The organism is Caballeronia sp. NCF2 (genome assembly GCF_023631205.1).
Classification (GTDB): Bacteria; Pseudomonadota; Gammaproteobacteria; order Burkholderiales; family Burkholderiaceae; genus Caballeronia; species Caballeronia zhejiangensis.
Genome location: NZ_JALQDN010000064.1, coordinates 172653 through 198319, shown reverse-complemented (window position 1 = coordinate 198319; position 25667 = coordinate 172653). Strand labels below are relative to the sequence as shown.

24 protein-coding genes and 1 riboswitch are annotated in these 25667 nt (G+C 64.3%); of the genes, 15 read left to right on the top strand and 9 right to left on the bottom strand.

Features of this window, described 5'->3' with window-relative positions; genetic code table 11:
• Positions 1-79 precede the first annotated feature (79 nt).
• The gene (locus NCS02_RS24015) at positions 80-694 is read right to left on the bottom strand and encodes a DJ-1/PfpI family protein (protein ID WP_250503533.1); all 615 of its coding nucleotides are present in this window, start codon (positions 692-694) and stop codon (positions 80-82) included.
• 99 nt (positions 695-793) lie between these two features.
• On the opposite strand from NCS02_RS24015, the gene NCS02_RS24010 reads away from it, so the two are divergent.
• From NCS02_RS24010 to NCS02_RS36620, 3 genes are all read left to right on the top strand, one after another.
• Positions 794-2131: an aminotransferase-like domain-containing protein gene (locus tag NCS02_RS24010; RefSeq protein WP_250520021.1), complete on the top strand. Its 1338-nt coding sequence runs from the start codon at positions 794-796 to the stop codon at positions 2129-2131.
• Positions 2132-2568: 437 nt separating this feature from the next.
• Complete coding sequence (locus NCS02_RS24005; protein WP_250503531.1) at positions 2569-5064, top strand: hybrid sensor histidine kinase/response regulator; 2496 nt, start codon at positions 2569-2571, stop codon at positions 5062-5064.
• A gap of 4 nt (positions 5065-5068) precedes the next feature.
• The gene (locus tag NCS02_RS36620; RefSeq protein WP_502800897.1) at positions 5069-5542 is read left to right on the top strand and encodes a thiolase C-terminal domain-containing protein; all 474 of its coding nucleotides are present in this window, start codon (positions 5069-5071) and stop codon (positions 5540-5542) included.
• Here the strand turns inward: NCS02_RS36620 and NCS02_RS23995 are convergent.
• The gene (locus tag NCS02_RS23995; protein WP_250503530.1) at positions 5445-6224 is read right to left on the bottom strand and encodes a DeoR/GlpR family DNA-binding transcription regulator; all 780 of its coding nucleotides are present in this window, start codon (positions 6222-6224) and stop codon (positions 5445-5447) included. The genes NCS02_RS36620 and NCS02_RS23995 overlap by 98 nt on opposite strands.
• A 263-nt stretch (positions 6225-6487) precedes the next feature.
• On the opposite strand from NCS02_RS23995, the gene NCS02_RS23990 reads away from it, so the two are divergent.
• From NCS02_RS23990 to NCS02_RS23965, 6 genes are all read left to right on the top strand, one after another.
• Positions 6488-7486: a 2-keto-3-deoxygluconate permease gene (locus NCS02_RS23990; protein ID WP_250503529.1), complete on the top strand. Its 999-nt coding sequence runs from the start codon at positions 6488-6490 to the stop codon at positions 7484-7486.
• A complete protein-coding gene (locus NCS02_RS23985) occupies positions 7483-8736 on the top strand; it encodes a four-carbon acid sugar kinase family protein (protein ID WP_250503528.1) in 1254 nt (417 codons plus the stop codon). Before NCS02_RS23990 ends, NCS02_RS23985 begins: the two co-directional genes overlap by 4 nt.
• Positions 8737-8771: 35 nt before the next feature.
• Positions 8772-9773 carry a 4-hydroxythreonine-4-phosphate dehydrogenase PdxA gene (pdxA, locus tag NCS02_RS23980; protein WP_008347439.1) on the top strand — a complete coding sequence of 334 codons (1002 nt, stop codon included), beginning with the start codon at positions 8772-8774 and terminating at the stop codon, positions 9771-9773.
• A gap of 48 nt (positions 9774-9821) precedes the next feature.
• Complete coding sequence (locus NCS02_RS23975) at positions 9822-11201, top strand: CoA transferase (RefSeq protein ID WP_250503527.1); 1380 nt, start codon at positions 9822-9824, stop codon at positions 11199-11201.
• 190 nt (positions 11202-11391) lie between these two features.
• On the top strand, positions 11392-13767 hold the full coding sequence (vgrG, locus tag NCS02_RS23970; protein ID WP_250520020.1) for a type VI secretion system tip protein VgrG: 2376 nt from the start codon (positions 11392-11394) through the stop codon (positions 13765-13767).
• On the top strand, positions 13764-14159 hold the full coding sequence (locus tag NCS02_RS23965) for a hypothetical protein (RefSeq protein ID WP_175981960.1): 396 nt from the start codon (positions 13764-13766) through the stop codon (positions 14157-14159). The genes vgrG and NCS02_RS23965 overlap by 4 nt, the downstream gene beginning before the upstream one ends.
• Before the next feature lie 36 nt (positions 14160-14195).
• On the opposite strand, the gene NCS02_RS23960 is transcribed toward NCS02_RS23965, so the two are convergent.
• Positions 14196-14378 (bottom strand): SymE family type I addiction module toxin, encoded by a 183-nt coding sequence (locus NCS02_RS23960; RefSeq protein WP_239295583.1) that lies wholly within the window; start codon positions 14376-14378, stop codon positions 14196-14198.
• 340 nt (positions 14379-14718) lie between these two features.
• Between NCS02_RS23960 and NCS02_RS36345 the strand changes: the two genes are divergently transcribed.
• The 3 genes from NCS02_RS36345 to NCS02_RS23950 all read left to right on the top strand — a co-directional run bounded on the left by NCS02_RS36345 (position 14719) and on the right by NCS02_RS23950 (position 15720).
• Entirely contained in the window at positions 14719-14976 is a 258-nt protein-coding gene (locus NCS02_RS36345; RefSeq protein ID WP_350029900.1) for an RHS repeat-associated core domain-containing protein, read from the top strand.
• Positions 14977-15128: 152 nt separating this feature from the next.
• Positions 15129-15443: a hypothetical protein gene (locus NCS02_RS23955; RefSeq protein ID WP_250503521.1), complete on the top strand. Its 315-nt coding sequence runs from the start codon at positions 15129-15131 to the stop codon at positions 15441-15443.
• A 16-nt stretch (positions 15444-15459) separates the two neighbouring features.
• Entirely contained in the window at positions 15460-15720 is a 261-nt protein-coding gene (locus NCS02_RS23950; protein WP_250441119.1) for a PAAR domain-containing protein, read from the top strand.
• 56 nt (positions 15721-15776) lie between these two features.
• Here the strand turns inward: NCS02_RS23950 and NCS02_RS23945 are convergent, their stop codons facing one another.
• Both NCS02_RS23945 and NCS02_RS23940 read right to left on the bottom strand, forming a co-directional pair.
• The gene (locus NCS02_RS23945) at positions 15777-16400 is read right to left on the bottom strand and encodes a LysE family translocator (protein ID WP_250503520.1); all 624 of its coding nucleotides are present in this window, start codon (positions 16398-16400) and stop codon (positions 15777-15779) included.
• A 3-nt stretch (positions 16401-16403) separates the two neighbouring features.
• Complete coding sequence (locus tag NCS02_RS23940) at positions 16404-17030, bottom strand: FMN-binding negative transcriptional regulator (RefSeq protein WP_008347418.1); 627 nt, start codon at positions 17028-17030, stop codon at positions 16404-16406.
• Between the two features lie 86 nt (positions 17031-17116).
• Between NCS02_RS23940 and pdxR the strand changes: the two genes are divergently transcribed.
• Positions 17117-18574 carry a MocR-like pyridoxine biosynthesis transcription factor PdxR gene (gene pdxR, locus NCS02_RS23935; RefSeq protein ID WP_250437056.1) on the top strand — a complete coding sequence of 486 codons (1458 nt, stop codon included), beginning with the start codon at positions 17117-17119 and terminating at the stop codon, positions 18572-18574.
• 31 nt (positions 18575-18605) lie between these two features.
• On the opposite strand, the gene alr is transcribed toward pdxR, so the two are convergent.
• Entirely contained in the window at positions 18606-19709 is a 1104-nt protein-coding gene (alr, locus tag NCS02_RS23930) for an alanine racemase (protein ID WP_008347416.1), read from the bottom strand.
• Positions 19710-19883: 174 nt separating this feature from the next.
• On the opposite strand from alr, the gene NCS02_RS23925 reads away from it, so the two are divergent.
• Positions 19884-20315: a DUF6632 domain-containing protein gene (locus tag NCS02_RS23925; protein ID WP_008347415.1), complete on the top strand. Its 432-nt coding sequence runs from the start codon at positions 19884-19886 to the stop codon at positions 20313-20315.
• Here NCS02_RS23925 and mntP read toward each other — a convergent pair.
• Entirely contained in the window at positions 20281-20850 is a 570-nt protein-coding gene (gene mntP, locus NCS02_RS23920; protein WP_250437052.1) for a manganese efflux pump MntP, read from the bottom strand. The genes NCS02_RS23925 and mntP overlap by 35 nt on opposite strands.
• A gap of 8 nt (positions 20851-20858) precedes the next feature.
• Positions 20859-21025, bottom strand: a riboswitch (yybP-ykoY riboswitch).
• Positions 21026-21125: 100 nt separating this feature from the next.
• Positions 21126-22826 carry an outer membrane protein assembly factor BamB family protein gene (locus NCS02_RS23915; protein ID WP_250503519.1) on the bottom strand — a complete coding sequence of 567 codons (1701 nt, stop codon included), beginning with the start codon at positions 22824-22826 and terminating at the stop codon, positions 21126-21128.
• A gap of 129 nt (positions 22827-22955) precedes the next feature.
• Here NCS02_RS23915 and NCS02_RS36340 point away from each other — a divergent pair, with 129 nt between their 5' ends.
• On the top strand, positions 22956-23078 hold the full coding sequence (locus NCS02_RS36340; protein WP_268811544.1) for a hypothetical protein: 123 nt from the start codon (positions 22956-22958) through the stop codon (positions 23076-23078).
• Between the two features lie 41 nt (positions 23079-23119).
• On the opposite strand, the gene NCS02_RS23910 is transcribed toward NCS02_RS36340, so the two are convergent.
• Entirely contained in the window at positions 23120-25621 is a 2502-nt protein-coding gene (locus tag NCS02_RS23910) for a glucose/quinate/shikimate family membrane-bound PQQ-dependent dehydrogenase (RefSeq protein ID WP_250520018.1), read from the bottom strand.
• Between the last annotated feature and the right edge of the window lie 46 nt (positions 25622-25667).

Sequence of the window (25667 nt, the reverse complement as noted above, 5' to 3'; positions counted from 1 at the left end):
GCTTTCTTTGCGCACGTGCAGCATGAAAAAGCCCGTCGTTCGCAATGCGACGGGCTTTGCGGTGCACGATTTTCGCCACTCAGGCGAGCGCGGCGACGTCGATGTAAGGCGCGATGTTTTTCATCGCGCGCTCGACGTAGTCTTCCTTCTCGCCGACGGGCGCGACGTAATGCATCGCACTGCGCGCCGCTGCGACGCCTTCGACCCGCGCGATCACCCACGCCGCGAGATATTGCGATGCGAGGCACCCACCCGCCGTCGCGACATTGCCGTTTGCGACGAACGGCTGATCGAGCGTGCGCACGCCCGCTTCCTCGACCCACGGCTTGGTCGTCAGATCGGTGCAGGCGGGGACGTCCCGAAGAAGTCCGAGCTTCGCGAGGACGAGCGTGCCCGAGCATTGCGCCGCCAGCAACTGACGCGCGGGATCGAGCCTGATGCGCGCCATCAGCGATTGATCCGCGACGACTTCGCGCGTGAGCATGCCGCTGCCGACGATCACGGCATCGGCCTGCGCGGCGTCTTCGAGCGTGGCTTGCGCTTTGAGCACGACGCCGTTCATCGAACGCGCTTCGTCCGATGGACATGCAATCGACACCTTCCAGCCAGGCTTTTTCACGCGATTGAGAATGCCGAGCGCGATCAGTGAGTCGAGTTCGTTGAAGCCGTCGAACGTGAGAATGGCGATATGCATGTTGTTCTCCTTTCATCGCATGGAACGCATGAGTGCATGCTACGGCGCGAGACGAATACAATCAAACAATTGTCATGGATACATCGGGAATGGGCGCTCATGCCGAAACCACCGCGCTACAAGCAGATCGTCGACAGGTTCGTCGATGACATTCGTTCCGGCCGCCTCAAGCCCGGCACGCGTCTGCCGACGCATCGCGAGCTGGCCGCGCGCGAGCGGCTCGGCATCGTGACCGCGACGCGCGTGTATGCCGAACTGAACGCGATGGGACTCGTCAGCGGCGAAACGGGACGCGGTACGTTCGTGAAGGAAACGACGCTTTCGCGAGCGCTCGGCATCGATCAGGTCGCGATCGCCGCGGACATGGTCGACCTCAACTTCAACTACCCCGCGCTCGCCGGCCAGGCGGAACTGTTGCGCAGTGCGTTGCGGCAGTTGTCATCGGCGGGCGATCTGGAAGCGCTGTTGCGCTATCAGCCGCATGGCGGACGCGCACGCGATCGGGCGACGGTCGCGCGTCATCTCGCGCGCCGTGGTCTCGATGTGAGCGCGGATCGCGTGATGCTCGTCGATGGCGCGCAGCACGGCCTCGCCACGACGGTCATGGCGCTCTTGAAACCCGGCGATGTGGTCGCGGTCGATACGCTGACCTATCCCGGCTTCAAGCTGCTCGCCGACGCGCACCGGATCGAACTCGCGCCGATACGCGCATCGGGCACGGGCCCCGATCCCGACGCGCTCGAGGCGTTGTGCAAGCGGCGCCGCGTGCGCGCGGTCTACACGATGCCGACGCTGCACAATCCGCTCGGCTGGGTGATGACGGCGACGCGGCGCAGGCAACTGGCAGCGCTTGCGCGCAGGCATGGCTTTTTCATCATCGAGGATGCGGCCTATGCCTTTCTCGCCGATGACGCTCCGCCGCCGCTCGCCGCGATCGCGCCGGAACTGACGGTGTACGTATCCGGCTTTTCGAAGAACGTGGCGACGGGACTGCGTGTCGGCTATGTCGTCGCGCCATCCGAATGGGTGCCGAAGATCGAGCGCGCCATCCGCGTGACGACGTGGAACACGCCGGGCGTCATGACGGCCATCGCGTGCGGCTGGCTCGCGGACGGCACGGTCGAGAGACTCGAAGCGGAAAAGCGCGCGGATGCGTCGATGCGCCAGCTCATCGCGGCGCGTGCGTTGGGGCGTTTGAAGCGCGTGACGCATCCGGCGTCGTACTTTCTGTGGCTGCCGATGCCCGAGGAAGTGCGCGCGGATCGCATCGCGGCGGCGCTGATGGAAGAGCGGATTTCGGTATCGACGGCCGAGCCGTTTTGCACGGCGGCGCAGGTGCCGCATGCGCTGCGGCTGGCGCTGGGATCGGTGGATGTGGCGACGTTGGGCGACGCGTTGGGGCGCGTCGCGGAAGTCGTGGCGAGGTATGCGTATTGAATCTGAAGCAACCGCAAAAGCAATAGCGTAATAATCGCCCAATAAACCAATTCGGCGAACCGCATTTTCCGGATAACGAAATAAACCATCCGCCGCGAGGGGTCCTTTCCCGCATCGCAAATCCGAACGCGCGAAAGAAAGCAAGCCGAATTTACCGCCATACGCCCGTCGGCACGGAATTAATACTCACGCAATAAATCCGCGAATGCACAACCGGTCATTTGTCGTACTTATGCCCATAACGGCTTACGATCCAGTCAATAATCCCCGGCATGCCGCCCCGACGCGCTTCATCGGCGGCCCAAGCCTCTAAAAATCTTCTCGAACAGCAAACGATTGCGGCCGTATTTGTGTTCCAATTGAGCGATTAATCCGTCGCAAAAAACCCGATATCTCCGCGACTCGAAGATCGCGAATCCATCGATTGGAAATACCCTATGCGGACTCAATACGAGGCGTCGACACCGGAAAAGAAAATCAAGGCGGAACATACGCGTCAGGCGCATTTCCAGCGATGGTTCGCCACGTTCGCCAGCCTCGCCCATTCGCGGCTCCCGCTTAACGCTTATCTGCAGAAAGTCACTGACACGCTGAGAGAAGTCGCGGGCGTCGCGTCCGCCGTCGTGGAATGGATCGAGGGCGACACGCTCCACTACCGCGCGGCAAGCGGCAAGGCGGCGGCGCACATCGGCGTGCGGCTGCCCACGGCCGGCAGTCTGTCCGGGCTTTGCATCACGCGCCAGCAAGCGCTCATCTGCCGCAATTCGGCGACGGATCATCGCGTCGACCGCGCGGCGTGCAAAGCCGTCGGCGCCGTGTCGATGGTCGTCGCGCCCGTCGTCTACGAAGGCCGCTCGGTCGCCGTGCTGAAGCTCATCTCCGGTGAAGTCGACTATTTCGGACATTCGGACATCAGCATCCTCGATGCGTTTTGCGCGTGCATCGCGGAAACCATCGCGCGCGAGGAGATCGCGCAGGAAAATCGCGCGCTGCTGCGGGAGAAAGCCAGCGTCGCCGCGGATCTCTCCGTCGAGTCGTCGCTGCGCATCGAATACGAGAAGAAGCTCGCCGACGCCCTGCGCCGCCGTCAGACCGTGCTCGATAACGCGCACGTCGCATTCGTATCGATGGACGAAGCCGGCATGGTCGTCGAATGGAACGAGGCCGCGAGCGTGCTTTTCGGCTGGAAACATCGCGAAGTCGCGGGCCGGGAACTCGCGTCGTTCATCGTGCCGGAACGCTTTCGCGACGCACACCGCACGGGCCTCACGCGCTATCTCGCGACGGGCGAGGCGCGCATCATCAACACGCGCGTCGAGTTGCCCGCGCTGCGCCGCGACGGCAGCGAGTTCGCCGCCGAGCTGACGATCAGCGAAGTCTGGTACGAAGGCCAGCGCCAGTTCGCGTGCTTCGTGCACGACATCACCGACCGGCACGTCGCGAACGAGGCGAACGAACGGCTGCGCCTGCTCATCGATTCGGTGAGCGACTACGCGATCTGCATGCTCGACCAGAACGGCTACGTGCGCTCGTGGAACGAAGGCGCGCGCGAGATCTACGGCTTCACGGCGGCCGAAGCGATCGGCCGGCATTTCGCGCTTTTCTACACCTCGGACGAACACGGCCGCGACCGTCCGACCGACGATCTCGCGCTCGCCGCGAAGCGCGGCCGCGTCGAACACGAGGACTGGCACGTTCGCAAGGACGGCACCGAGTTCTGGGCGCACGTCATGCTGAGCGCGCTGCCCAACAAGAACGGCGGCGCGCAAGGCTTCGTCAAGATCACGCGCGACATGACCGCGCGGCGGCGTCTCGAAGAACTCGAAGCGTCGAGCCGGCGCATGAACGAGTTCCTCGCGCTGCTCGGCCACGAGTTGCGCAATCCGCTCGCGCCGATCCGCAACGCGGTCAGCATCCTCAAGCTGAAATCGTCCGACGACGCCGACGTGATCCGCAGCCGTCAGATCGTCGACCGCCAGCTCGCGCATCTGACGAAGCTCGTCGACGATCTGCTCGAAGCGGGGCGCGTCAGCTCAGGCAAGATCCGTCTCTCGACGGACATCGTCGATATCGCGGATGTCGTGCACCTGAGCGTCGAGGCGAGCCAGCCATCGTTCGACGAGCGCGGACAGCGCATCGACATTCAGGACAGCGGCCAGCCGCTTTTCGTCAACGGCGATCCGACGCGGCTCGTGCAGGCGCTCAACAATCTGCTCAACAACGCGTCGAAATTCAGCCCGCACGGCTCGACCATCACGCTCGAAGTCGGCCCGCGCGGGGGCACGGTGCTGGTGCGCGTCATCGACGAAGGCCGCGGCATCTCGCCCGAAGCGCTCGGCACGGTGTTCGATCTGTTCGTGCAGGAGCATCCGCCGGGCGCGCATGCCGACGAAGGCGGGCTCGGCATCGGCCTCACGCTCGTGCGCGCGATCGCGGAACTGCACGGCGGCCACGTCGAGGCGAAAAGCGGCGGCGCCGGACGAGGCAGCGCGTTCTCGCTGTGGCTGCCGCTCGCCGAGCCGCCCGCGCGCGGCACGCCTGCGAGCGGCACGCCGGCCGCTACGGCGGGACGTCAGCTCGATGTGCTCGTCGTCGACGACAATCGCGATTCCGCCGACAGCATGACGCTGCTCGTCGACATGCTCGGCCACAACGCGCGCGCCGCCTACGACGGGTCGCACGCGCTCGAATCGTTCGAAGCGGCGCGGCCGCAGGTCGTGCTGCTCGATCTGTCGATGCCCGGCCTGACGGGTTTCGACGTGATCCGCCGCATGCGTGACGATGGCAAGCACGTCATCGTCGCGGCGATGACGGGCCTCGGCTCCGACGAGGACATGGCCCGCACGCGCGCCGCCGGTTTCGACGCGCATCTCGTCAAGCCGGTAGATCTTCCGGAGCTGGAGCGCGTGCTGGCGCTGGCGGGGCGCGTCTGACGCGTTGCGGCGCGCCCGGCACGGCGCGCACGCGCGCGGGCGTTTTCCTCAGCGGATATGGCTGCTTCAGCACGGCCAGAACCTGCCGTTCGCATCGCGCGGACGAGAGCACGTCGGCGAGGAAATCGCTGTCGTCGAGAAGTTCGTCGACGCGCATCGCCGGCGCGGCGCCCGCGATTGCCCTCGCCGCCGTCGCTTTCGGCCGAACGGCGAATTGCTTTCGCGCGGTCATCCGGTCAGCGCGACCGGGCTCGCGCAGATCGTCGAGTTGACGCAGCAGTTGCGCGGCCGGGCGGGCGCGCGGCAACGGCCAGACGCGAAAGTCGCGCTCGCCGAGCATAACGGCGGTCAGCTCGCAGGCGATTCCGCCGTCGCGCTGGTCACGATTCTTTCGACGCAACCTGCGCCGTCTCCACCGTCACATTCCCCCGCTCTCCGAAGCGCGCGAGCACCGGCGCTTCGGCCCATGCATCGGTGACGAGCGTCCAGTTGCGTTCCAGCGGCGTCCAGTGCTGCTGATTCGCGCGCTCCAGCTTGTTCGACGTGACGAGCACGAACACGCCCGCCGCCTGGCCCGCGATGCATTCCTTCAGAAACGCCTGCTCCGCCGTCGCCTCGCACAGCCCGCGGCCCGCGACGACACCATCCGCGCCGAGAAACGCCTTGTCGAACGTGACGCGCGTGAGCGCCACCTGCGCGATCGGTCCGAGCGTGCTCATGCTCGATGGCCGCACGTCGCCGCCGATCAGCGTCACGCGCACATCCGCCGCCGCGAGCGTGTTCACCGCCAGCAGATTGTTCGTCACGACGTGAATCTCGGTGCGCCCGGCGAGGCAGCGCGCGAGCGCGGCGGTCGTCGTGCCGCCGTCGAGAAAGATCGTGTCGCCGTCCTGAACGTGACGCGCCGCCGCGCGCGCGATCGCTTCCTTCTGCTCGCGATAGCTCTCGCGCCGCGTATCGAGCGATTCTTCCGGCTCGTGCATCCCGACCGACGCCGCGCCGCCATACGTGCGCACGATGCGCCGTTCGTCGGCGAGCGCGCGCAGGTCGCGGCGCACCGTCGCCTCCGACATGCCGAAGTGCTCGCACAGCGCGGCGACATCGTTCATGCCGGAGAGCACGGCCTTCAACATGGCTTCGCGGCGTTTCTCGACTTTCATCCTGTTCCTTTCTTTTGACGGTTCTGGCGGCGACGCACAGTGTAGCGAACCGGCCGGGTCCGTCGAATGCTCGCGGTTCGTGTCGAGCGCACGGCCGATATTTTGATCGATTTGGTCATTCGAGCAGTCGGAATGATCGACATCGATCAGAGTAAACGCCTAGAACGACCAAATTGCGCAAAACAAACGGGAGGACTACACTGCGATTTGATCGATTCGATCAATCGATGATCGAATTGGACAAAGACCACTCAGGAGACTTCATGGCTCAACTTCACATCAAGCGCGCCGTCGAGCGCGTTCCTGGCGGGATGATGATCGTCCCGTTGCTCATCGGCTCGCTGATCGCCACGTTCATGCCGGGCATGCCGAAGTTCTTCGGCTCGTTCACGAACGCGCTCTTCACCGGCGCGCTGCCGATTCTCGCGGTGTTCTACGTATGCATGGGCGCCAGCATCGACGTGAAGGCGACGCCTTATCTGCTGAAGAAGGGCGGCGCGCTGTTCGTGACGAAGGTCGGCACGGCAATCATCGCGGGCATCGTGCTCGGGCATTTCCTGGGCGAGCAGCCGGTTTCATCGGGACTGTTCGCGGGCATTTCGACGCTCGCCGTCGTCGCCGCGATGAACGACACCAACGGCGGCCTCTACATGGCGCTGATGGGCCAGTACGGCCGCTCGGAAGACGTGGGCGCGTACACGATCATGTCGCTCGAATCCGGCCCGTTCCTGACGATGGTCACGCTCGGCGTCGCCGGTTTGTCCGCGTTTCCGTGGCCGACGCTCGTCGGCAGCATTCTGCCGCTCGCGGTCGGCATGCTGCTCGGCAATCTCGATCGCGAGATGCGCGAGTTTCTCGGCCGCGCCGTCCCGGTGATGATTCCGTTCTTCGCGCTGGCGCTCGGCGCGAGCCTCGACCTGCACAAGGTCTGGCAAGCCGGTTTGCTCGGCATCGGACTGGGTTTCGCGGTCGTCATCGTGACGGGCATTCCGCTCTATTTCGCGGATCGTCTGACGGGCGGCACGGGCGTGGCGGGCGCGGCGGCAGCGAACACCGCGGGCAACGCGGCGGCCGTTCCGGCGCTGATCGCGGCGGCGAATCCGGTGTACAACGAGGCGGCCAAGTCGGCGACGCTGCTCGTCGCGGCGTGCGTCGTCGTGACGGCGATCGTGTCGCCGATATTGACCGCATCCATCGCGAAACGCGTGAACGCTCGGCGCGATGCGGGTTCGTCCGCGAAGGCTCGGGGGGCCACGCAATGAAGAGTTTGCTGATCGTCGCCGACGATCTGTCGGGCGCGGCCGATTGCGCGATCGCGTTCGCGGCGGCGGGCCGCAAGACGGTCGTGTCGCTCGACGCGGGCGCATCGGACGCGAACGCGACCGTCGTCGCCGCCGACACCGACACGCGCCGCCTCGCGCCCGCCGACGCCGCGAAGCGCACGGCCGACGCGTGGCACGCGTTGCGCGCGCCGGGCCGGCGTCTCTACAAGAAGATCGATTCGACGTTGCGCGGCAACTGGGCCGCCGAAGTCGCGGCGCTGACGCGCGTCGCCGGTCCGGCGATCGTCACGCCCGCGTTTCCCGCGACGGGCCGCACGGTGCGCGATGCGCGCGTGTTCGTGCGCGGCGTGCCGCTCGAAGACACGGAAACGTGGCAGCTCGAACACGCCGGGCAGCATGCCGGCTTGCGCGAGTTGCTGGACGCGGTCGGCCTGCGCGCCGCGCATGTTCCGCTCGATGCGTTCCGCGCCGCGCCGCAGGAAGTCGCGCTGATGATCGCGTCGGCGGCGGCGTCGGGCAATGGCATCGACGCGATCATCGTCGATGCCGAAACCAGCGACGATCTCGCATCGCTCGCACGCGTGAGCGCTTCCGTCGATGAGCCGTTCTTCTGGGTCGGCTCCGGCGGACTCGCCCGCGAACTCGCCGCGCTGCCCGATCTCTTCGATACCGACGCTTCCACGCAGTCGGCGAGCATTATCGAACCGGCGCAAGGCCCGATTCTCGCGCTCGTCGGCAGCCTGTCGGCCATCTCCGAACGCCAATGCGCGCTGCTGTGCGCCGAAGCCGGCGTGTGCGAAATGATCGTGCCGCCCGCCGTGTTGCGCGACGGCGCGCGTCATCCGCAATGGCAAACGTGGAGCGCGCGCATCGGCGACGCGGTGCGCGGCCAGGAAGACGCGATCGTGCGAATCGGCCGCGACGACGCGTTCGATCCCGCCGAGGGCGCCCGCTTGTCGAACGCGCTCGCCGCGCTCGTCGCGCCGCATTTCGATGCGCTCGGCGGGCTGATCGCGACCGGCGGCGAAACGGCGCGCGCGATGCTCGCCGCCGCGAACGTCGGCAGCCTCGAACTCGTGCGCGAAATCGAAGCGGGCGTCGCGCTCGGACGGCCATCGAACGGCAAAGGGCCGTCGGTCGTCACCAAGGCCGGCGCGTTCGGCAGCGAGCACGCGCTGCTCGGCGCGTACCTGCATTTGCGCGGCGCGGATATTCCCATCGCGCGTTGAAGCGCGTTGAAAACAGACATCACCAGACGAAAATCATGAGCAACTATCTCCCCGTAATCGGCATCACGATGGGCGACGCAAGCGGCGTCGGACCGGAAGTCGTCGTCAAGAGCCTCGCGCACGACGCGGTCTACAAGCAGTGCCGTCCGCTCGTGATCGGCGATGCGCGGCGTCTCGAACGCGCCAACGAAATCGTCGGCGGCAAAGCGACGGTGCGGCGCATCAAGGACGCGACCGAAGCGCGCTACGAGCCGGGCGTGATCGACTGCATCGACCTCGGTCTCATCCCCGACGACCTGCCCTTCGGCGAACTGTCGGCCGTTGCGGGCGATGCGGCTTACCAGTACATCGCGCGCGCCGTGGAACTGGCGCAGGCGAATCAGATCGACGCGATCTGCACCGCGCCGCTCAACAAGGAAGCGCTGCACGCGGGCGGCCACAAGTTTCCGGGTCACACGGAAATGCTCGCGCATCTGACGGGCGTGGAAGAAGTGTCGATGATGCTCGTCGCGCCGCAATTGCGCGTGATTCACGTGACGACGCATATCGGCATCATCGATGCGATCCGCAAGATCGAGCCGGGTCTCGTGCAACGCACGATCGAGCGCGGCAACGCGACGCTCGTGAAGGCGGGCATCGCGAAGCCGCGCATCGGCGTGTGCGGGATCAATCCGCATGCGGGCGAGAACGGTCTGTTCGGTTACGGCGAGGAAGAGGAAAAGATCATTCCCGCGGTGAAGCTCTTGCAGGAACGCGGCCTCGATGTGACTGGCCCGCTGCCCGCCGATACGCTGTTCTATCGCGCGGGGCGTGGCGACTTCGATCTCGTCGTCGCGATGTATCACGATCAGGGTCACGGTCCGGTGAAGGTGCTCGGTCTCGAAGCGGGCGTGAACGTGACCGTCGGTCTGGATGTGATCCGCACGTCGGTCGATCACGGCACGGCGTTCGATATCGCGGGCAAGGGCATCGCCGATGAAGGCAGCATGCTCGAAGCGCTGCGTCAGGGCGCGGAGCTGGCGACGCGGCGTCAATGACGCATATGGCGTGATAATGGGCGCTCCATCGACTCAGGAGCGCCCGACATGACTTCCTCTCTCGATACGCTGCGCAGCTTATGGCGCATCGCCGGCTTGCCCGACGATGCGCTTTCTTTCATCGACCTTCCGGGTCGCGATCCGGTTTTCCCTTCCAGCTTCGCTGTCGGCACGGCGGCGCAGGCGACCATCGGCGCGGCGGCGCTCGCGGCGTGCGAGCTTGGTTTCGCGCGCGGCGTGGAGCGGCAGCGCGTGTCCGTCGACATGACGCACGCGGCGGTCGAATGCACCGGCGCGTTCACGGTGGACGGCAAGGAGCCGGAGACATGGGGACGCTTCTCCGGTCTCTATCGATGCGCCGATGGCTACGTGCGGATTCATGCGAACTTCGAACATCATCAGGATGGCGCGCTGCTTCTGCTCGGGCTCGATCCGCGCATCGCGACGCGTGAGGACGCCGAACGCGCGCTGCTTTCGTGGCGCGCGGGCGACTACGAGAACGCGGCGGCGGAGCGCGGTCTCGTCGTGACGATGCTGCGGACGTTCGACGAATGGGATGCGACGCCGCAGGGCCAGGTTATCGCCGCGCAGCCGTTGATGACGATCACGCGTATCGGCGATGCGCCCGCGCTTGCGTTGCCTTCTTTATCGGCGGATGCGCGTCCGCTCGATGGCCTGCGCGTGCTCGATTTCACGCGCATTCTCGCGGGGCCGGTCGGCGGGCGCGCGCTCGCCGCGTTCGGCGCGGACGTGATGCTCGTGAACGGACCGCATCTGCCGAACATTCCGGCTATCGCGGATACGAGCCGCGGAAAACAATCGGCGCTGCTCGATCTTCGGTCGCCTTCGGATCGCGAGACGCTCTGGCATCTCATCGATGACGCGCATGTGTTCGCGCAGGGGTATCGGCCGGGCGGGATCGCGTCGCTGGGATTCGGGCCGGATGAAGTGGCGCGGCATCGGCCGGGCATCGTTTATACGTCGTTGAGCGCGTATGGCGCCGAGGGACCGTGGGCCGCGCGACGCGGTTTCGATTCGCTCGTGCAGACCGCGATGGGCTTCAACGCGGCGGAGGGAGAAGCAGCCGGCGAGAGCAAGCCGCGCGTCTTGCCGATGCAGATGCTCGACATGGCGAGCGGATTTTTGATGGCGTTCGGCGCGGCGGCGGCGCTGTGGAAGCAGCAGCGTGAGGGCGGAAGCTGGCATGTGGAGGTTTCGCTCGCGCAGACGGGACATTGGTTGCGCGGGCTCGGGCGTGTGGACGGCGGGTTCGCTATCGCAAAGCCGGATCTCGCGCCGTATATGGAGCGGTATGAATCGGGATTCGGTGCGTTGATGGCGGTGCGGCCGAGCGCGCAACTTGCGCGGACGCCGGCGGGGTATGCGAGGGAATCGGCGCCGCCGGGGACGGCGCAGGCGCGGTGGTGAGGGGTGGGCTTGCGCAGTCGAACGAGTAACGAAGGTCGATGGACCGCTTGGTCGACGGAGTCCTTACTTTTATTCAGATAAGTCTCCTTGCGCTCACTGTGATGTCCATCTAAAAGTCGTGGTCAGTGTCAACTCTCGGCCGATCGTCAGGCATTCCGCCTGACATCCCCGATTTCGCACGGATCACGCAATGGAAGCACAATCAAAGCGATCCACCGCGCTCGCGCGCTGGATCACGGGCAGGCAGAACTACTATCTCAAGGTGCGAGGCGCACCGCCGAGCGATGGCCTCTCGATCATCTCCGTCAAGGCGATCGAGCGGCTAGGCAGTCCGTATCACATCACGCTTGAACTGACCGCCAATGTGGAACTGGCGCGCGCCGACTATCTCGGGCACAACGCGACGTTCAGCATCGAGCCGTTACCCGGCGACGGCACGCCGCGCGACTGGAACGGCAACATCACGCGCTTCACACGAACTCGCAAGACGCGCGACTTCTGCGCGTATCGCGTCGTGGTCGAATCGCCGCTTGCGCGTTTGCGCATCACCAAGCGATCGCGCATCTACCAGAACAAGACCGTGCCCGAGATCATCGAGGCGATCTTGCGCGATCACGATTTCCTCACGCATCAGTTCGCGTTCAAGCTGCGGCGCAAGTTTCCGAAGCTCGTCTTTCACATGCAGCACCAGCTATCGGACTGGGCGTTCATCCATCTGTTGATGCGGCAGGCGGGGCTGTTCTGTTACACGCGCCCCGGCGATTTCGGCGATCAGGTCATCTTCGCCGATGACATCGATGGATACGACTATTCGCTGCGCGCCAACGTGCTCTATCGCGAGACTTCAGGGCTGGAAACGGGCCACGAAGCGGTCTTGTCATTGCAGCAGCAGAGCGTGACCGTCGCGCAGTCGATCCGCGTTCGCGACTACAACCCCCTGCGTTCATGGGAGCCGATCGAAGCGCAAGTCAATCTCGCGCGCGACGATAAAACCACCTACGGACAGTCCTATACGTGGGGCAGCCGCCATCTCGACGCCGACGCCGCCAAGTTCGAGGCGCAACTGCGGCACGAAGAAGCGCTGTCCGGACAGATCCGTTTTGACGGCAAGAGCACGGTGTCGGCATTCTGTCCGGGGCTGGTGGTGCGGCTCGACGAGAAGCTGCCCGATGCGCCGCATGGCATGGTGCTGTCGGAAGTGATCCACGAAGCCGGACGCGACAAGTCGTATCACAACACGTTCCGGGCCATTCCTGCCGAGCGCCCCTACCGGATTCCGATGCAGGAGCACTCCTGGCCGAAGATCGTCGGCACGTTGAGCGCGCGTGTTACCACGCGTGACGACAGCGATTACGCCGAGCTGGACGAGAACGGTCACTACACCGTGCGCTTCGACTTCGACACCGATCAATGGCCCAGAGGCGGCGAGAGCGTTCGCCTGCGGCTCGCGAAACCGTTCGCGGGCGCGAATCAGACGGGCTTTCACCTGCCGCTATTGCGCGATACCGAGGTCGGCATAGCCTTCGCGGGCGGCGATCCGCGGTGTCCTTATATCGCCCACGCTCACCACCACAGCCACGCGACCGACCTGATTCACGGCCGCAACGGATGGAACACGCGTAACACCATTCGCACCATCCGCAACAACAAGCTCAGGCTCGAAGACGCCGAAGGCAAGGAAGGCGTGAAGCTCGCCACCGAGTACGGTGGCAAGACGCAACTGAACCTGGGCTACATCGTCAACGCCGAAAGGCAGAAGCGCGGCGAAGGCTATCTGCACGAACCGGGGACGTTCGTGCCGCTCGCGCGTCTCGATGAGAAGCTGGTCGAACCCGCGTTTCTCGCGACGGGCACCGATGGTGGGTTTGTTCAGGTTCCGGCGAAGAGCCGTCATGCGACGCTGTTCTATCAGAATGACCACCTTGGCACGCCGCAGGAGTTGCTCGACGAGTCGGGTAAGGTTGTGTGGCTGGCGCGGTATAAAGCTTGGGGCAGAAGGAAACCAACGCCCTATGGCAAGACGGATCCGGCCGAAGCGGATAACGCGATTCGGTTCCAAGGCCAATACGCGGACGACGAGACGGGACTGACGTACAATCGGCATCGGTACTATGATTCGCAGAGCGGGCGGTTCATCTCGAAGGATCCGATTGGGCTGGCCGGTGGACTCAACGCGTATCAGTATGCGCCGAACCCGATCGAGTGGGTTGATCCGTTTGGCTTATCGAAGACTCCTGCGATAGCGGGACGAAAGCAAACGTCAAACAAGCCGAATCAAAATTCTAAGTGCTCTTGTAGAAAGGAGTGGGAAATAAATCGATTTGATCGAGTTTGCGCAGGCAATGTATCAGGCGTTGGTTACGCTAAATACTTGCGCGATCCGAGCACGGGCATGTGGTGGTCCGAAGATCAAACCGGGCATGGCAATAGCGCTTGGAAAGTCTATGATAAGAATGGAGCTTGGGTCGCTGACGCCGATGTTTACGGCGACTACATGAGTAAACATAAGAGCGATACCGGGAAAAACGTTAATCTTGATTCATTGCAGTGCAAGGACTCAAGATGATCCAGTCTGCTGAAGAATTCATAGCGCTAAGAGATAGTCTCATGAAGGAAGAGTACGACCGAGCCGCTAACGAAGAGGCTCCTGTATCTGTCTGGAAAGATGTGATTTCGAGGTTCCCGGGCTACAGGAAATGGGTTGCTCATAACAAGACTGTTCCGTTGGAAATATTGACGGAGCTCTGCCAGTTTGAATCTGATGTCAGACGTAGCGTTGCCGTAAAGCGGAAACTATCGGTGGAGTTGTTTGAGCTCCTCGCGAGAGATCCGGATCCAGTGGTTCGGCAAGGCATCGCCTCAAACAAAAAGGCACCTATATCGATAGTCCGCGGGCTCTTCGATGACCCAGATGAAGACGTCTCAAGAGTAGCTAGATACAACGTCGAGAATCGCTAATCTTTAAGTTCGAAGGGCCGCTACGCGGCCCTTCGTCTACTCGGCGGTAATGATCAGCCGCCCATGTTCAACATTGACCTTGACGCGCTGCCCTGCTGTGAATCCTGCCTGCTCGATCCATGGCCCGGCGAGTTTGAGCCGCGGAAAACACGGCGGCTCGGTTCGCTGCCAGTAGGGTTTGGTCGAGCGGCTCTCGCGCTGCGACTGCTGAACGGTCACGAAGCGTTCCGTATCGTGTGGACGTGCTTTAAGATTCGCGAGCTTCGCGGAACTGCGCCATCCGCGCGCCAAGAGCGACGAAAAACGAGCGTGGTGAACCGATGACCGTCAAGACCAAGCCCTTCGGGCGCTGCGCGGCCTTGACGGATTCGGGCGCGGTGGGCGAAGACTTGCGCGAACGTGGCGCATCGGTGTGCTTCGGCCAAGTTCCGCCGCGTCTGCGGTCGGCCTGCGGCCGCCGTCAGCCACTGCGGGTAACGAGCAAGCGTTACTCGGACGAGTCGCATAGTTCGGGCTACCGATGAGCGTCTAGAATCGCGTCTACAAAAATAATTCTCTCGTGCATGAGCTCGTCGAGCTGGACGGCTTGCTGGATAAGGGACTGCGGCCTGCCCGCGAGGAGTTTGTGTCCAGGCGAAGTCAGACGGGGCTTCATTACAACCGGCATCGGTACGATGATCCGGCGACGGGCAGATTCATATCGAAGGACCTGATTGACCTTGCGGGCGGACTCAACGCCGTTGCCGCGGATCGGGATATTCAAGTCAAGGTAGACGAATCGAATCGTCGCATTCGAAGAATCATCGAAGGCCGCTAGAGAGACTCGACAATGGAAACATGCCAGAAGGACGGAGCGTCCGTAAGATACACGTCTGCCCGGTGGTCTTGCCGTGGGTGAACATGTCGTTAGCGTCGAGCAAGAAAAGCTACGGGCCTTCTTGAGACGACGATGAACAAAGGAGTTGATCGATGGATATTCATCTCAAGAAGGCGTACGAGATTCATGTTGGTCAAGGCATCGACCAGCAAAGGCTACTCGACGCCATCGCCGCTGAACTTGGCGCTCGCGGTATCAGGCGTGATTCCTACCGCTTAGGTGACGACCCGCATATCGGGTTTGGAGAGTTGCGCCTGTCCGAGGAAGATGGTTACTGGGTCGTATGCGTCGACGAGCGAGGCGCCTCGTTCAATCCTTGCATATTCACCAACTATTTCGACGCGGTGAAATTCTTCATCTTCGAATTGTCCGGCGCAAGCGCTGAACCGATCTGGAAAAACCTCTAACCGCACGATAACGAAAATGACTTCAATCGCATGCATAGGCGACGCAACGACCCACGGCGGCCGCATCATCACGGGCTCCGACACGATGGACATCAAGGGCCGCGGGGTCGCGAGAATGGGCGACTTGGTGACATGCCCCGAACACGGCACGAACCCGATCATTCAGTGTTCCGATATGTTGATCGACACGAACGGCAATGGCGTCGCGCTGGATGGGCATCTGACCGCCTGCGGCAGCCGTGTGCTTGCCGTCGAAAGTCACGGCAGTATTGATTAGAAGCCCTCTTCAGGGAAGGTCATGCGAAGAACAGATAATCGCGTGAGGCCGGTTCCCTAACTCGGGATCGCCCTCCGCGCAAACGCGAGATACCCACCCAATGCCAGCATGACGACGCCCGAGGTCCGCGTGAGCATCCTCGCGCGCGCGACGCGTGCGGCGCTCGACTTCAGCAGACGCGAAGCGGCGAGCACCGCGCCCACGTCGACAAGCGTATTAAGCACGACGCAAATGCTCCCGAGCATCGCCAGTTGCGGAATCAGCGCATGCCCCGGCGAAACGAACTGCGGAAGAAAGGCGAGAAAAAACAGCGCCGTCTTGACGTTGAGCGCTTCGACCAGGACGCCTTCGCGAAACGCACGCCGCGCACCGTGCGATGCCACCGGCGCGACGCCGCCCGCTTCGCCTTCGCGAAACAGAAGCCGAACGCCCAGATAAATCAGATACGCCGCGCCGACGTACTTCACGACGCTAAAGAGCGTCGCCGAGCGCGCGATCAACAGGGATAGCCCGAGCGCCGCCGCGGCCACATGGACGAGACCGCCCACCGCCGTGCCGAGACACGACGCCATGCCTTCGGAACGACCACCAGCGACAGTGCGAGCCACGACATACGCGAGGCCCGGACCGGGCGTAATGGCGAGAACGATCGCCGCGATCAGAAAAGCAATAAAAGCCATGAACTAGTCTCCCGCCCGCCCCATCACCCGTGCCAGCTCCCCTTTCCCCCGCGCGTCGAGCGCATCCGCCGCACCGATCCGATCGCGCGTTTCCTTGTTCTGACTCAGCTTCGACTTGCCGACAAGCGACGTCACCGCGATTTCGATGCCCACGATATTCCGCAGCATCCCATCGATGAATTCGCGCTCGGAATCGCCCATCTTCCACGGCTTCGGCTCGTTCGCCTCGTGCCGCCGCGTCAGACGCGCGACGAGACCGCGCACGAACTGCTCGTCGTCGCGCACGGTGAGCACGCCGTGCGCGTGCACGACTTCGTAGTTCCACGTCGGCACTTGCCGATGCGTCTCATGCTTGCTCGGATACCAGTTCGGCGAGACATAACCCTCCGCGCCGCGAAAAATCACCATGACGGGCGTGCCGCCCGGGCAACGCTGCCACACGTCGTTGGCGCGCGCGACGTGCGCCGTCAGCAAGCCATGCTCGCCCTGCGCCGGATCGAACTCGAACGGAATGTGATTGGCGTCGAGACCGGCGGCGTCGTGCGTCACCAGCATTCCGAGCGGATGCCCACGAATGATCCGATGCAGCTCTTCAGGGCGAGTCTCGGCGAAATGCGGCGGAATATACATCCTGGATGCCCGATGGAAAGTGGCGGAACCCCGTCACTATCGCCCGAAACAGGCACAATAAGAAGATCCAGTTTCGAGCAATTTTCATGGTCCAGTTGAAAGACGCCATCGGCACCGGACGGCGCATTTACGATCTGCTGCGCGCCCAGATCGCCGATGGCACGTTGCCCGCCGGCGCTCCCGCACCTTCGACGCGCGCGCTGGCGGCCGATCTCGGCGTCTCGCGCACGACCGTCACGGCAGCGTACGAACAGCTCGCGGCGGAGGGCTTTCTCGTCACGTCGGCGGGACGCGTGGCGCGAGTCGCCACGCCGCCGATGCCGCTCGCGCCGCCGATTCCCGCGCGCGCCGAACGCACCGCGCCCGCCCTTTCCGCCTATGGCCGGCGCGTTTCTACACTGCCGATGCCCGTTCTCGCGCAAGTGACGAAAGGCAGCATCAACTTCCTGTACGGCGCAGTGTCCGCGCGCGACTTTCCTTCGTTGATCTGGAAACGCGCGTATCAGGCCGAACTGCTGCATCAACCGGACAGCCTCTATTACGTCGCGCCCGAAGGCGATGCGTCGCTCAGGCGCGCGTTGCAGGCGTATCTCGGCCGCGCGCGCGGGCTCGTCTGCGATAGCGATCAGATCGTCGTCGTGAACGGCACGCAGCAGGCGCTCGATCTTTGCGCGCGCCTGCTGCTCGATCCCGGCGACGCCTTCGCATTCGAAGATCCCGGCTATCTGATCGCGCGGCATTGCTTCGAGGCATCGGGCGGCGTGGCGCTGCCGGTGCCCGTCGACGAACACGGTCTCGATACGCGCCGCCTTCCCGCCGATGGACGCGCGCGGCTCGCCTACGTGACGCCATCGCACCAGTTTCCGCTGGGCGGCGTGCTGCCGATCGGCCGCCGTCTCGAATTGCTCGAATGGGCGCAACGGCACGACGCGTGGATCATCGAAGACGATTACGACGGCGAGTTCCGATACGGCCAGCGCCCGATCGACGCCTTGCAATCGATCGATACGAATGGCCGCGTGATCTACATCGGCACGTTTTCGAAGGCGCTTTCGCCGCATCTGCGGCTCGGCTACATGATCCTGCCGCACGATCTCGTGCCGGCGTTCCGTCAGGCGAAGCGGCTCGCGGATCGTCATTCGGCCGTCATCGATCAGCGCGTGCTCGCGGCGCTAATCGAAAGCGGCGCGTATGAGCGTCACGTGCGGCGCGTGCGGCGCGAATACGAACGGCGGCGCGCGGCCTTGCTCGACGCCATCGCCGATCTTCTTCCGAAGCGCGCGCACGCGACGGGCACGGCTGCCGGATTGCACGTCACGCTGTGGCTGCCCTTCATCGACGCGGCGCACGAAGCCGCGCTCGTCGCCGCCGCGCATGCGAAGGGCGTGGGCGTCTATCCGGTGTCGCCGCTTCATGTCGCGCCGTGCGGCGGCACGTCGAACCGGACGGCCGGGCTCATCCTCGGCTATGCGAGCGTGCCGGTCGAGCAGATCCGCAAAGGCATCGAAATCCTCGCCGATGTGATCGCGCATTTTCGAACGTAAGCACTGCCTTCGAGACGCGTCATCGTGAGCGTCATGCCGAATGCGCTTCTGCCCGATTCGAAACGCCCGCGTCGATCGCGACGGGCACGCGCCGCGCGAGCGCGCACATCAACTCGTAGCCGATCGTGCCGGACGGTTCGGCCACTTCATCGACCCGGACGCGTTCGCCCCATAGTTCCACCGGCGATCCGATGCCCGCAGCCGGACACGGCGTGAGATCGACGGTGAGCATGTCCATCGACACGCGTCCGACGATGCGCGTACGCACGCCATCGACGATGACGGGCGTGCCCGTCGGCGCGTGACGCGGATAGCCGTCCGCGTAGCCGCATGCGACCACGCCGATCTTCATCGCGCGATCCGCGGTGAAAGTGCGGCCATAGCCGATCGTCTCGCCCGCCGCGAGCGTCTGCACGCCGATGATGCGGCTCTCGAGCGTCATCGCCGCGCGCAACGGGAAATGCTCGATGTGGCGCGCGCAGCCCGTCGGCGAGGCGCCGTAGAGGATCGTGCCCGGCCGCACCCAGTCGCGATGCGCGCGCGGATGCCACAGCACCGCCGCCGAATTCGACAGCGAGCGCGTGCCGGGAAGATCGCGCGTGGCCGCTTCGAATTCGTCTATCTGCCAGTCGATCGCGCCTTCGTCGGCGTTCGCGAAGTGACTCATCAGGCCGATCGAGCCGATCGCCGCGATATCCGACGCCCTTTTCCAAGCCTCGACGAATTCGCCCGGCCGATAGCCGAGCCGGTTCATGCCCGAGTTCATCTTCAACTGTATGTCGATGCGCTCGTTCGGCCGCGCCGCCTTCAGCAACGCAAGCTGCTCGTCGCAATGCACCGTGACCGTGAGCCGGTGACGATCCGCCGTTTCGACATCCGCGGGCTCGAAAACGCCTTCGAGCAAAAGAATCGGCTTTTTCCAGCCGAGCTCGCGCACGCGCACGGCTTCATCGAGATCGAGCAGCGCGATGCCGTCGGCTTCAGCGAGCGCCGGATAAATGCGCTCGATGCCGTGACCATAAGCATTCGCCTTGATGACGGACCACACGCGCGACGACGGCGCCGTGCGTTTGACAAGTTGAAGATTCTGTCGGATGGCGTCGAGATGGATGCGCGCGGAAATCGGACGTGGCATGACGTGCTGGATTTGTGGTTGAAGGCAGTGGAATGATGAATCGTATCGACCTAATGGCAGTCGTCGTTATTTTATTTGCGCCGATTTTTGGTGGAAACGCCTGCCGCCATCGATGGCTTTCGCGGTGCGATTCGCGGTATCTTGTCGCTCATGTCGCGCCGCCAAGGAGCCGCCATGAACGACGCCCGTCGCCTCGCCTGCCTGCGCATCGTGCTCGCCGTCGTCGGGCTGATCGCGCTCTTCGCCTTCTATCCGCTCATGCTGCTCTGGCCTTCTGGATGGGCGTGGGATGCCGGCCACGAAGGCCATTCGGAATACGCGATGATGATCGTCGGCATCTACGCGACGCTCGGCGTTTTCCTGCTGATCGCATCGCGCGAGCCGATGAGGCATCTGAGCCTCATCTGGTTCACGGTGTGGTCGAGCGTCGTGCACGGCGCGATCATGGCCGTGCAGTCGTTCGGCGGCGCGGGGCGCCACCTCGGTCATCTGGCGGGTGACGTGCCCGCGCTTTTCATCGTCGCCGCCGTGCTCGCGATTCTCACGCCGCGCGGCGGCAAGGCGCGCATCCTCAGCCGAGATGGCCGAGATGTTCGGCCAGAATGACGCTGCCGACGCCGATCAGAATCAGCCCGCCGACGATTTCCGCCCGCTTGCCGATCGTCGCGCCGACGAGCCGGCCGACCATCACGCCGATCGTCACCATCAGCATCGTCGCGAAACCGATGGTCGCGGCCGTCGAGAAGATATCGACATCGATGAACGCGAGGCCCGCGCCGACCGCCATCGCGTCGATGCTGGTCGCGAAACCAGTGAGCGCCAACACCCAGAACGAATGCGAATTGGGCTTTTCCGCTTCGTGGCTCACGCTGCTGAAACCTTCGCGGATCATGCGCGCGCCGAGCAGGAAGAGCAGGCCGAACGCGATCCAGTGATCCCACGCGGTGACATACTGCGCGGCCGCCCTGCCGAGCGCCCAGCCGACGAGCGGCGTCAGGGCTTCGATCACGCCAAAGATCACGCCGGTCTTCAACGCTTCCGCGATGCGCGGCTTGTGCAGGGTCGCGCCCTTGCCGACGGCTGCGGCGAACGCGTCGGTGGACATGGCGAAGGCTAGAAAAATTGTGGAGGCGAGATTCATCGAGTAGCGCTCTGGTCGGGCAAGATGGAACGACAGAACGCGCGCCCGACCGGTCGCGAATTCTGTCGATGGTCTTGCCAACCTTTGATGGCTGCTCATGCCACGGCCTGAACGACCGAGCGTGTTGACATGAGCGCTTTCCCTGTGCAGGAAAGCCGGCTACTCCCCAGCGAAGAACCGAGAGCTTAACATGACTTCGCGACCGTTCCACGGCGTTTCGGCTGGTTGCGGCGCGCTCGCGGCGTCACGCCCGGCGCCGCGTTCGCGCGCCGATCCTATTTCGACAACAGCCCGAACACGGCGACGCCGTTCTTCGTGCCGACATACACCTTGCCGTTCGCGATCATCGGCGTGATGAACTTGTTGCCCGCACCGAACTGGTCGCGCGTGCCGGCGTCGTTGCTGCTGTAGAGCTGGCGCGCGAGATTGGCCGCGTCGTAGGCGCGCAGCGCGCCTGTCGCGCCGTTCTCCGCCGCCCACAGAATGCCGTTCGTCGTGCCGTTCGCGGAAATGCTCGGCGTCGCGCCGGGGAAGCCGAACGCATTCGACGTCTGACTCGTCGACGTCGCCGAAAGCAACGCGTTGCTGACCGCGAACGCCCGAATGCTGTCGCCGACCGCGCCGAAATAGACCGTGTTGTTGAAATACGCGGGCGCGCCGAACATCGCCCCACGAATCTGGCCGACGAGTTCCTGATAGATGTGGTCCGCGTTCGAATCGAACTTGCCCATCGAGAAGCGGTTCACGACGTAGATCGTCGAGTTCTTGCCCGCGCCGATCGCCAGATGCCGGACCGTGCCGCCCGCATCGGTGAAGTCCGGCAGCACCATCGCGCCGCCGGAACCGAGATCTTCGTCCTCGTTCGACTCCTGCACCGTGTTCGACGGCTCGAAATAGTCCTGCACCCTGAGCGGCGACGTTTCCAGCCGCAAAAAACCGTTGCCGAAGTTGCCGTTGATCGGCATCTCCTGCGCGTTTTGCGTCGGATCGAAGGTGCCGTTGGCGTCGAGGAAAAAGATCGCCTGGCCGTCCGATGCGAGGCCCGCGCCGCTCATCCAGATCGAGCCCATCTGGCCGTTCGGCGTGAGGTTCAGCACGCTCGCCTGTTGCAGGGTCGCGGCGTCGTAGCCCATGACCCAGCCGGTGTACGGCATGAAGTCGCAATGCGAAGTCCACGCCGTGTAGACGACGCCGTTCAGCAGCAGCAACGCCGCGCGCTCGGCGTACTGGCCGGGATCGAACGTCAGCGTGCCGTTCTGGCTGCCCGCGCCGTTGCCCGGATACGTCGCCCGGATTTCGGTGGGGCCGTTGAAGAGCTCGGCGCCCGTCGCGACATCGAGCGCGTGAATGCGCTGGTGATACGCGCCCGACGCATCCTTCGACATGCCGACGACATACATCGCGCCATTCGGGCCGCGCGTCCGGTCGATGACCGGCGTCGCCGTGACACCGATGGTCGGCGTGATCTGATGACAGTTGTGGTCGTCGCTCGGCGACTCGCCGCTGCCGAGCGTCGAGACTTTCCACAGCACCGCGCCGCTGTCGGCGTCGAAAGCGTAGACGCTGGCGTTTTCCGTCGCGACGTAGAGCACGTTGCGCGTGCCGCCCGCGATCGGTACGCCCGCCAGAAAGAGCGGCTGCGCGTCGACGGCGCCATCGACGGAAAAGAGCGCGAGCTTGCCGAAAGTACGCTGATTGACGTTCGCCGGCGTGAGGACGGTTTCCGCGAGTTGCTGTCCGGTGCGCGCGATGTCGTTGTGCCAGGTGACGACATCTTTCGACACCGCAGCCAGAGGCGCCGATGCCCCCGCCGGGCTCGATGCCCCCGACGGGTCCGATGCCGCCGCCGGCGCGCCGCCGCTCGCCGCAGACGAAGTGGCGCTATCGCCGGAACCGCCACTGCACGCAACGACGATCGCCGCGATGAGCACAACGGCGCCGATCGCCGCGATACGAGCCGGAAAGTGCGTCTTCATCTGGATGCTCCTTCAGAGCGTTTCGCCTTTGCGTACGGTCAATTCCCCGAAAGATATTTGTTGCAATGCGTCATAATGTGCTAACCTAGGGTTATTACCTAGTTCGTTACCCCTAGTACGGAGTTCATCATGGGAATCATCGCTGCCACGCCGATCGCCCTCGTTTCCTTCATCGTCGCCGCCGTCCGCAATGCGCTGAGCGCGCGCGCCAAGGTCAGCGCGCTCATGGCCGAGGCTTATCGCCGGACGTAACGTGCAGGCGCGGGAGAAAATTCCCGCGCTTTTTTTCGCATTCACTGCAACGTATAGGCGATCACATAGTCGCCCGCCTTCGTGCCGAGCGAGCCATGACCGCCCGCCGTCACGAGCACATATTGCTTGCCGCTTGCATCGGCGTAGCTCATCGGCGTGGCCTGACCGCCCGCCGGCAGACGCGCCTCCCACAGCTTCTTGCCGTCGCGCACGTCGTAGGCGCGCACGTATTGATCGAGCGTGCCCGTCAGGAACGCGACGCCGCCCGCCGTCACGATCGTCCCGCCGAGGCTCGGCACGCCGAGCGGCATCGGAATCGGCAGCGGCGCGCTGTCGACGATGGTGCCGTTCTTGTGCATCCACGCAATCTTCTGCGTGCGCAGATCGACGCCCGCGATGTAGCCCCACGGCGGCGCCTGGCACGGAATCCCGAGCGGTGAAAGAAACGCGCTGATCTCAAAGCCGAACGGCGTACCGCGCGCGAGCTTGATGCCGCTCGTTTCGCTGCCTTTCTTCTCGCCGTTGTCCTCGGGAATCTTGTCACGCGGAATCAGCTTCGACGTGAACGCCATGTAGTCCGGATTCGCGATCAGAATCTGCCGCACCGGATCGACGGAAATCCCGCCCCAGTCGAATACGCCGAAGTTACCCGGAAACACGAGCGATCCCTGCTCCGACGGCGGCGTGTACGGCCCGTCGTAGCGCAGGCTCCTGAACTTGATGCGGCACCAAAGCTGATCGAACGGCGTCGTGCCCCACATGTCCGCTTCCGTCACGCGCGGCGGGTTGAAGTTGAGCGCGGAAACGGCCTGCGTCGGCGCGGTGTGATCGCCTTTCGCCGCGCCGCCCGGCACGGCGACTTCGCTGATCGGCACGATCGGCTGGCCGGTTTCGCGATTCAGCACGTAGATGCTGCCCTGCTTCGTCGATGCGATCAGCGCCGGCTGCGTGCCCTGCGCCGTCTGCAGATCGACGAGCGTCGGCTGCCCGCCCACATCCATATCCCACAGATCGTGATGCGTGAACTGATAGTTCCAGCGCAGCTTGCCCGTCGCGGCATCGAGCGCGACGACGCCCGCGCCGAACTTCTCGGCCTGTGGCGTGCGCTCGCCGCCCCACTGATCGGGCGTCTGGTTGCCCATCGGCAGAAAAATCATGCCGCGCTTTTCGTCGACGCTGAACATCGACCACATGTTCGGCGAATTGCGCACATAAGTGCCGCCCGCCGCGATCGGTTCGGTGGCGTCCGGATTGCCTGGATCCCAGTTCCAGACGAGATGGCCGTCATTGACGTCGAACGCGCGGATCACGCCCGACGGCTCGTTGTTCGATTCGTTGTCGGTCACATGACCGCCGACGATCACGAGATTGCGGAACACCGCCGGCGGCGAGGTCGAGTAATAGCCGCCCGGCGTGAACGGCCCGATATTCGCGCGCAAATCGATTGCACCGTTCTTTCCGAAGCTCGCGCACGGCTTGCCGGTGTCCGCGTCGAGCGCGATCAGGCGGGCGTCGGCGGTCGGAAGGAACAGGCGATGCGGACATTCGGCCTGCGCCGTGGTTTGCGCGGGCGTCTGCACGGGCGCGGAGGCTTCCGTGGGGGCGGATGCGTCGGCAGGCGCGGAGGCCGCATCGGCTTCGGCGGGCGCGCTGGCTTCGGGCGCGGCGGCAGCGGGCATCGGATGCATCGACGCATCGTAATAAGCGACGCCCCGGCAAGTCATGTGCTCCCAATGCTTGAACCCGATCGGACTCCGAATCCGCGGATCGAAACGCCACTTTTCCTTGCCGCTCGCGGCATCGAGCGCGATCGCCTTGCTATGCGGCGTGCACAGGAAAATCGTGTCGCCGACCTTGAGCGGCGTGTTCTCGTCGGTGGTTTCGGTCGGATCGTCGGGGCCGGGCATGTCGCCGGTGCGATACGTCCACGCCACCTTTAGCCGATGCGCGTTATCCGGCGTGATCCGGGCGAGCGGCGCGTAACGCTGCGCGAGCGGCGAGCCGCCATAGTCGACCCAGTCGCCCGCCGCGCGGCCGGTCGCGGCGTTGGCATCGGGCTGATTGGCGTCGGCGGCGACGTTCACGTCGATGCGCCCCGGCCGGTCGTGCGGATGATTGAACCAGGTGCCGACGCCGAGCAGCAGCGTGAGGATGATCGCGGCGGCGAGGGGCGTGCGCGCGGCGCGCGATGTCGAAGGCGGCCCGAACAACGCGCCGCGATGCACGAAGGGAATCAGCAGCCAGATCGCGAGCAGCAGCCAGATCCACAGGCGCGGCATGAGTTGCCAGAAATCGAAACGCACTTCGACGACGGCCCAGATCGTCGAGGCGAACAGGAACAGCGCGAAAAGCAGCAATGCGGAGCGCCGCCGGATCAACAACAAGAGCCCGGTCAGCACGATGGCCGCACCCGCGATCACGTAGTACCACGATCCTTTGAGTGCAACGAGATACGCTCCGCCCGCCGCCAGCAACACGCCGATGACGATAAACACAATGGCCGTAAAGAACGTGAGCGGACTGAGTCTGCCGTTGCCAGCCATGCTGAATCCTCCGTGACGATGAAAGGCGGAACACGGCCGTCGCGCG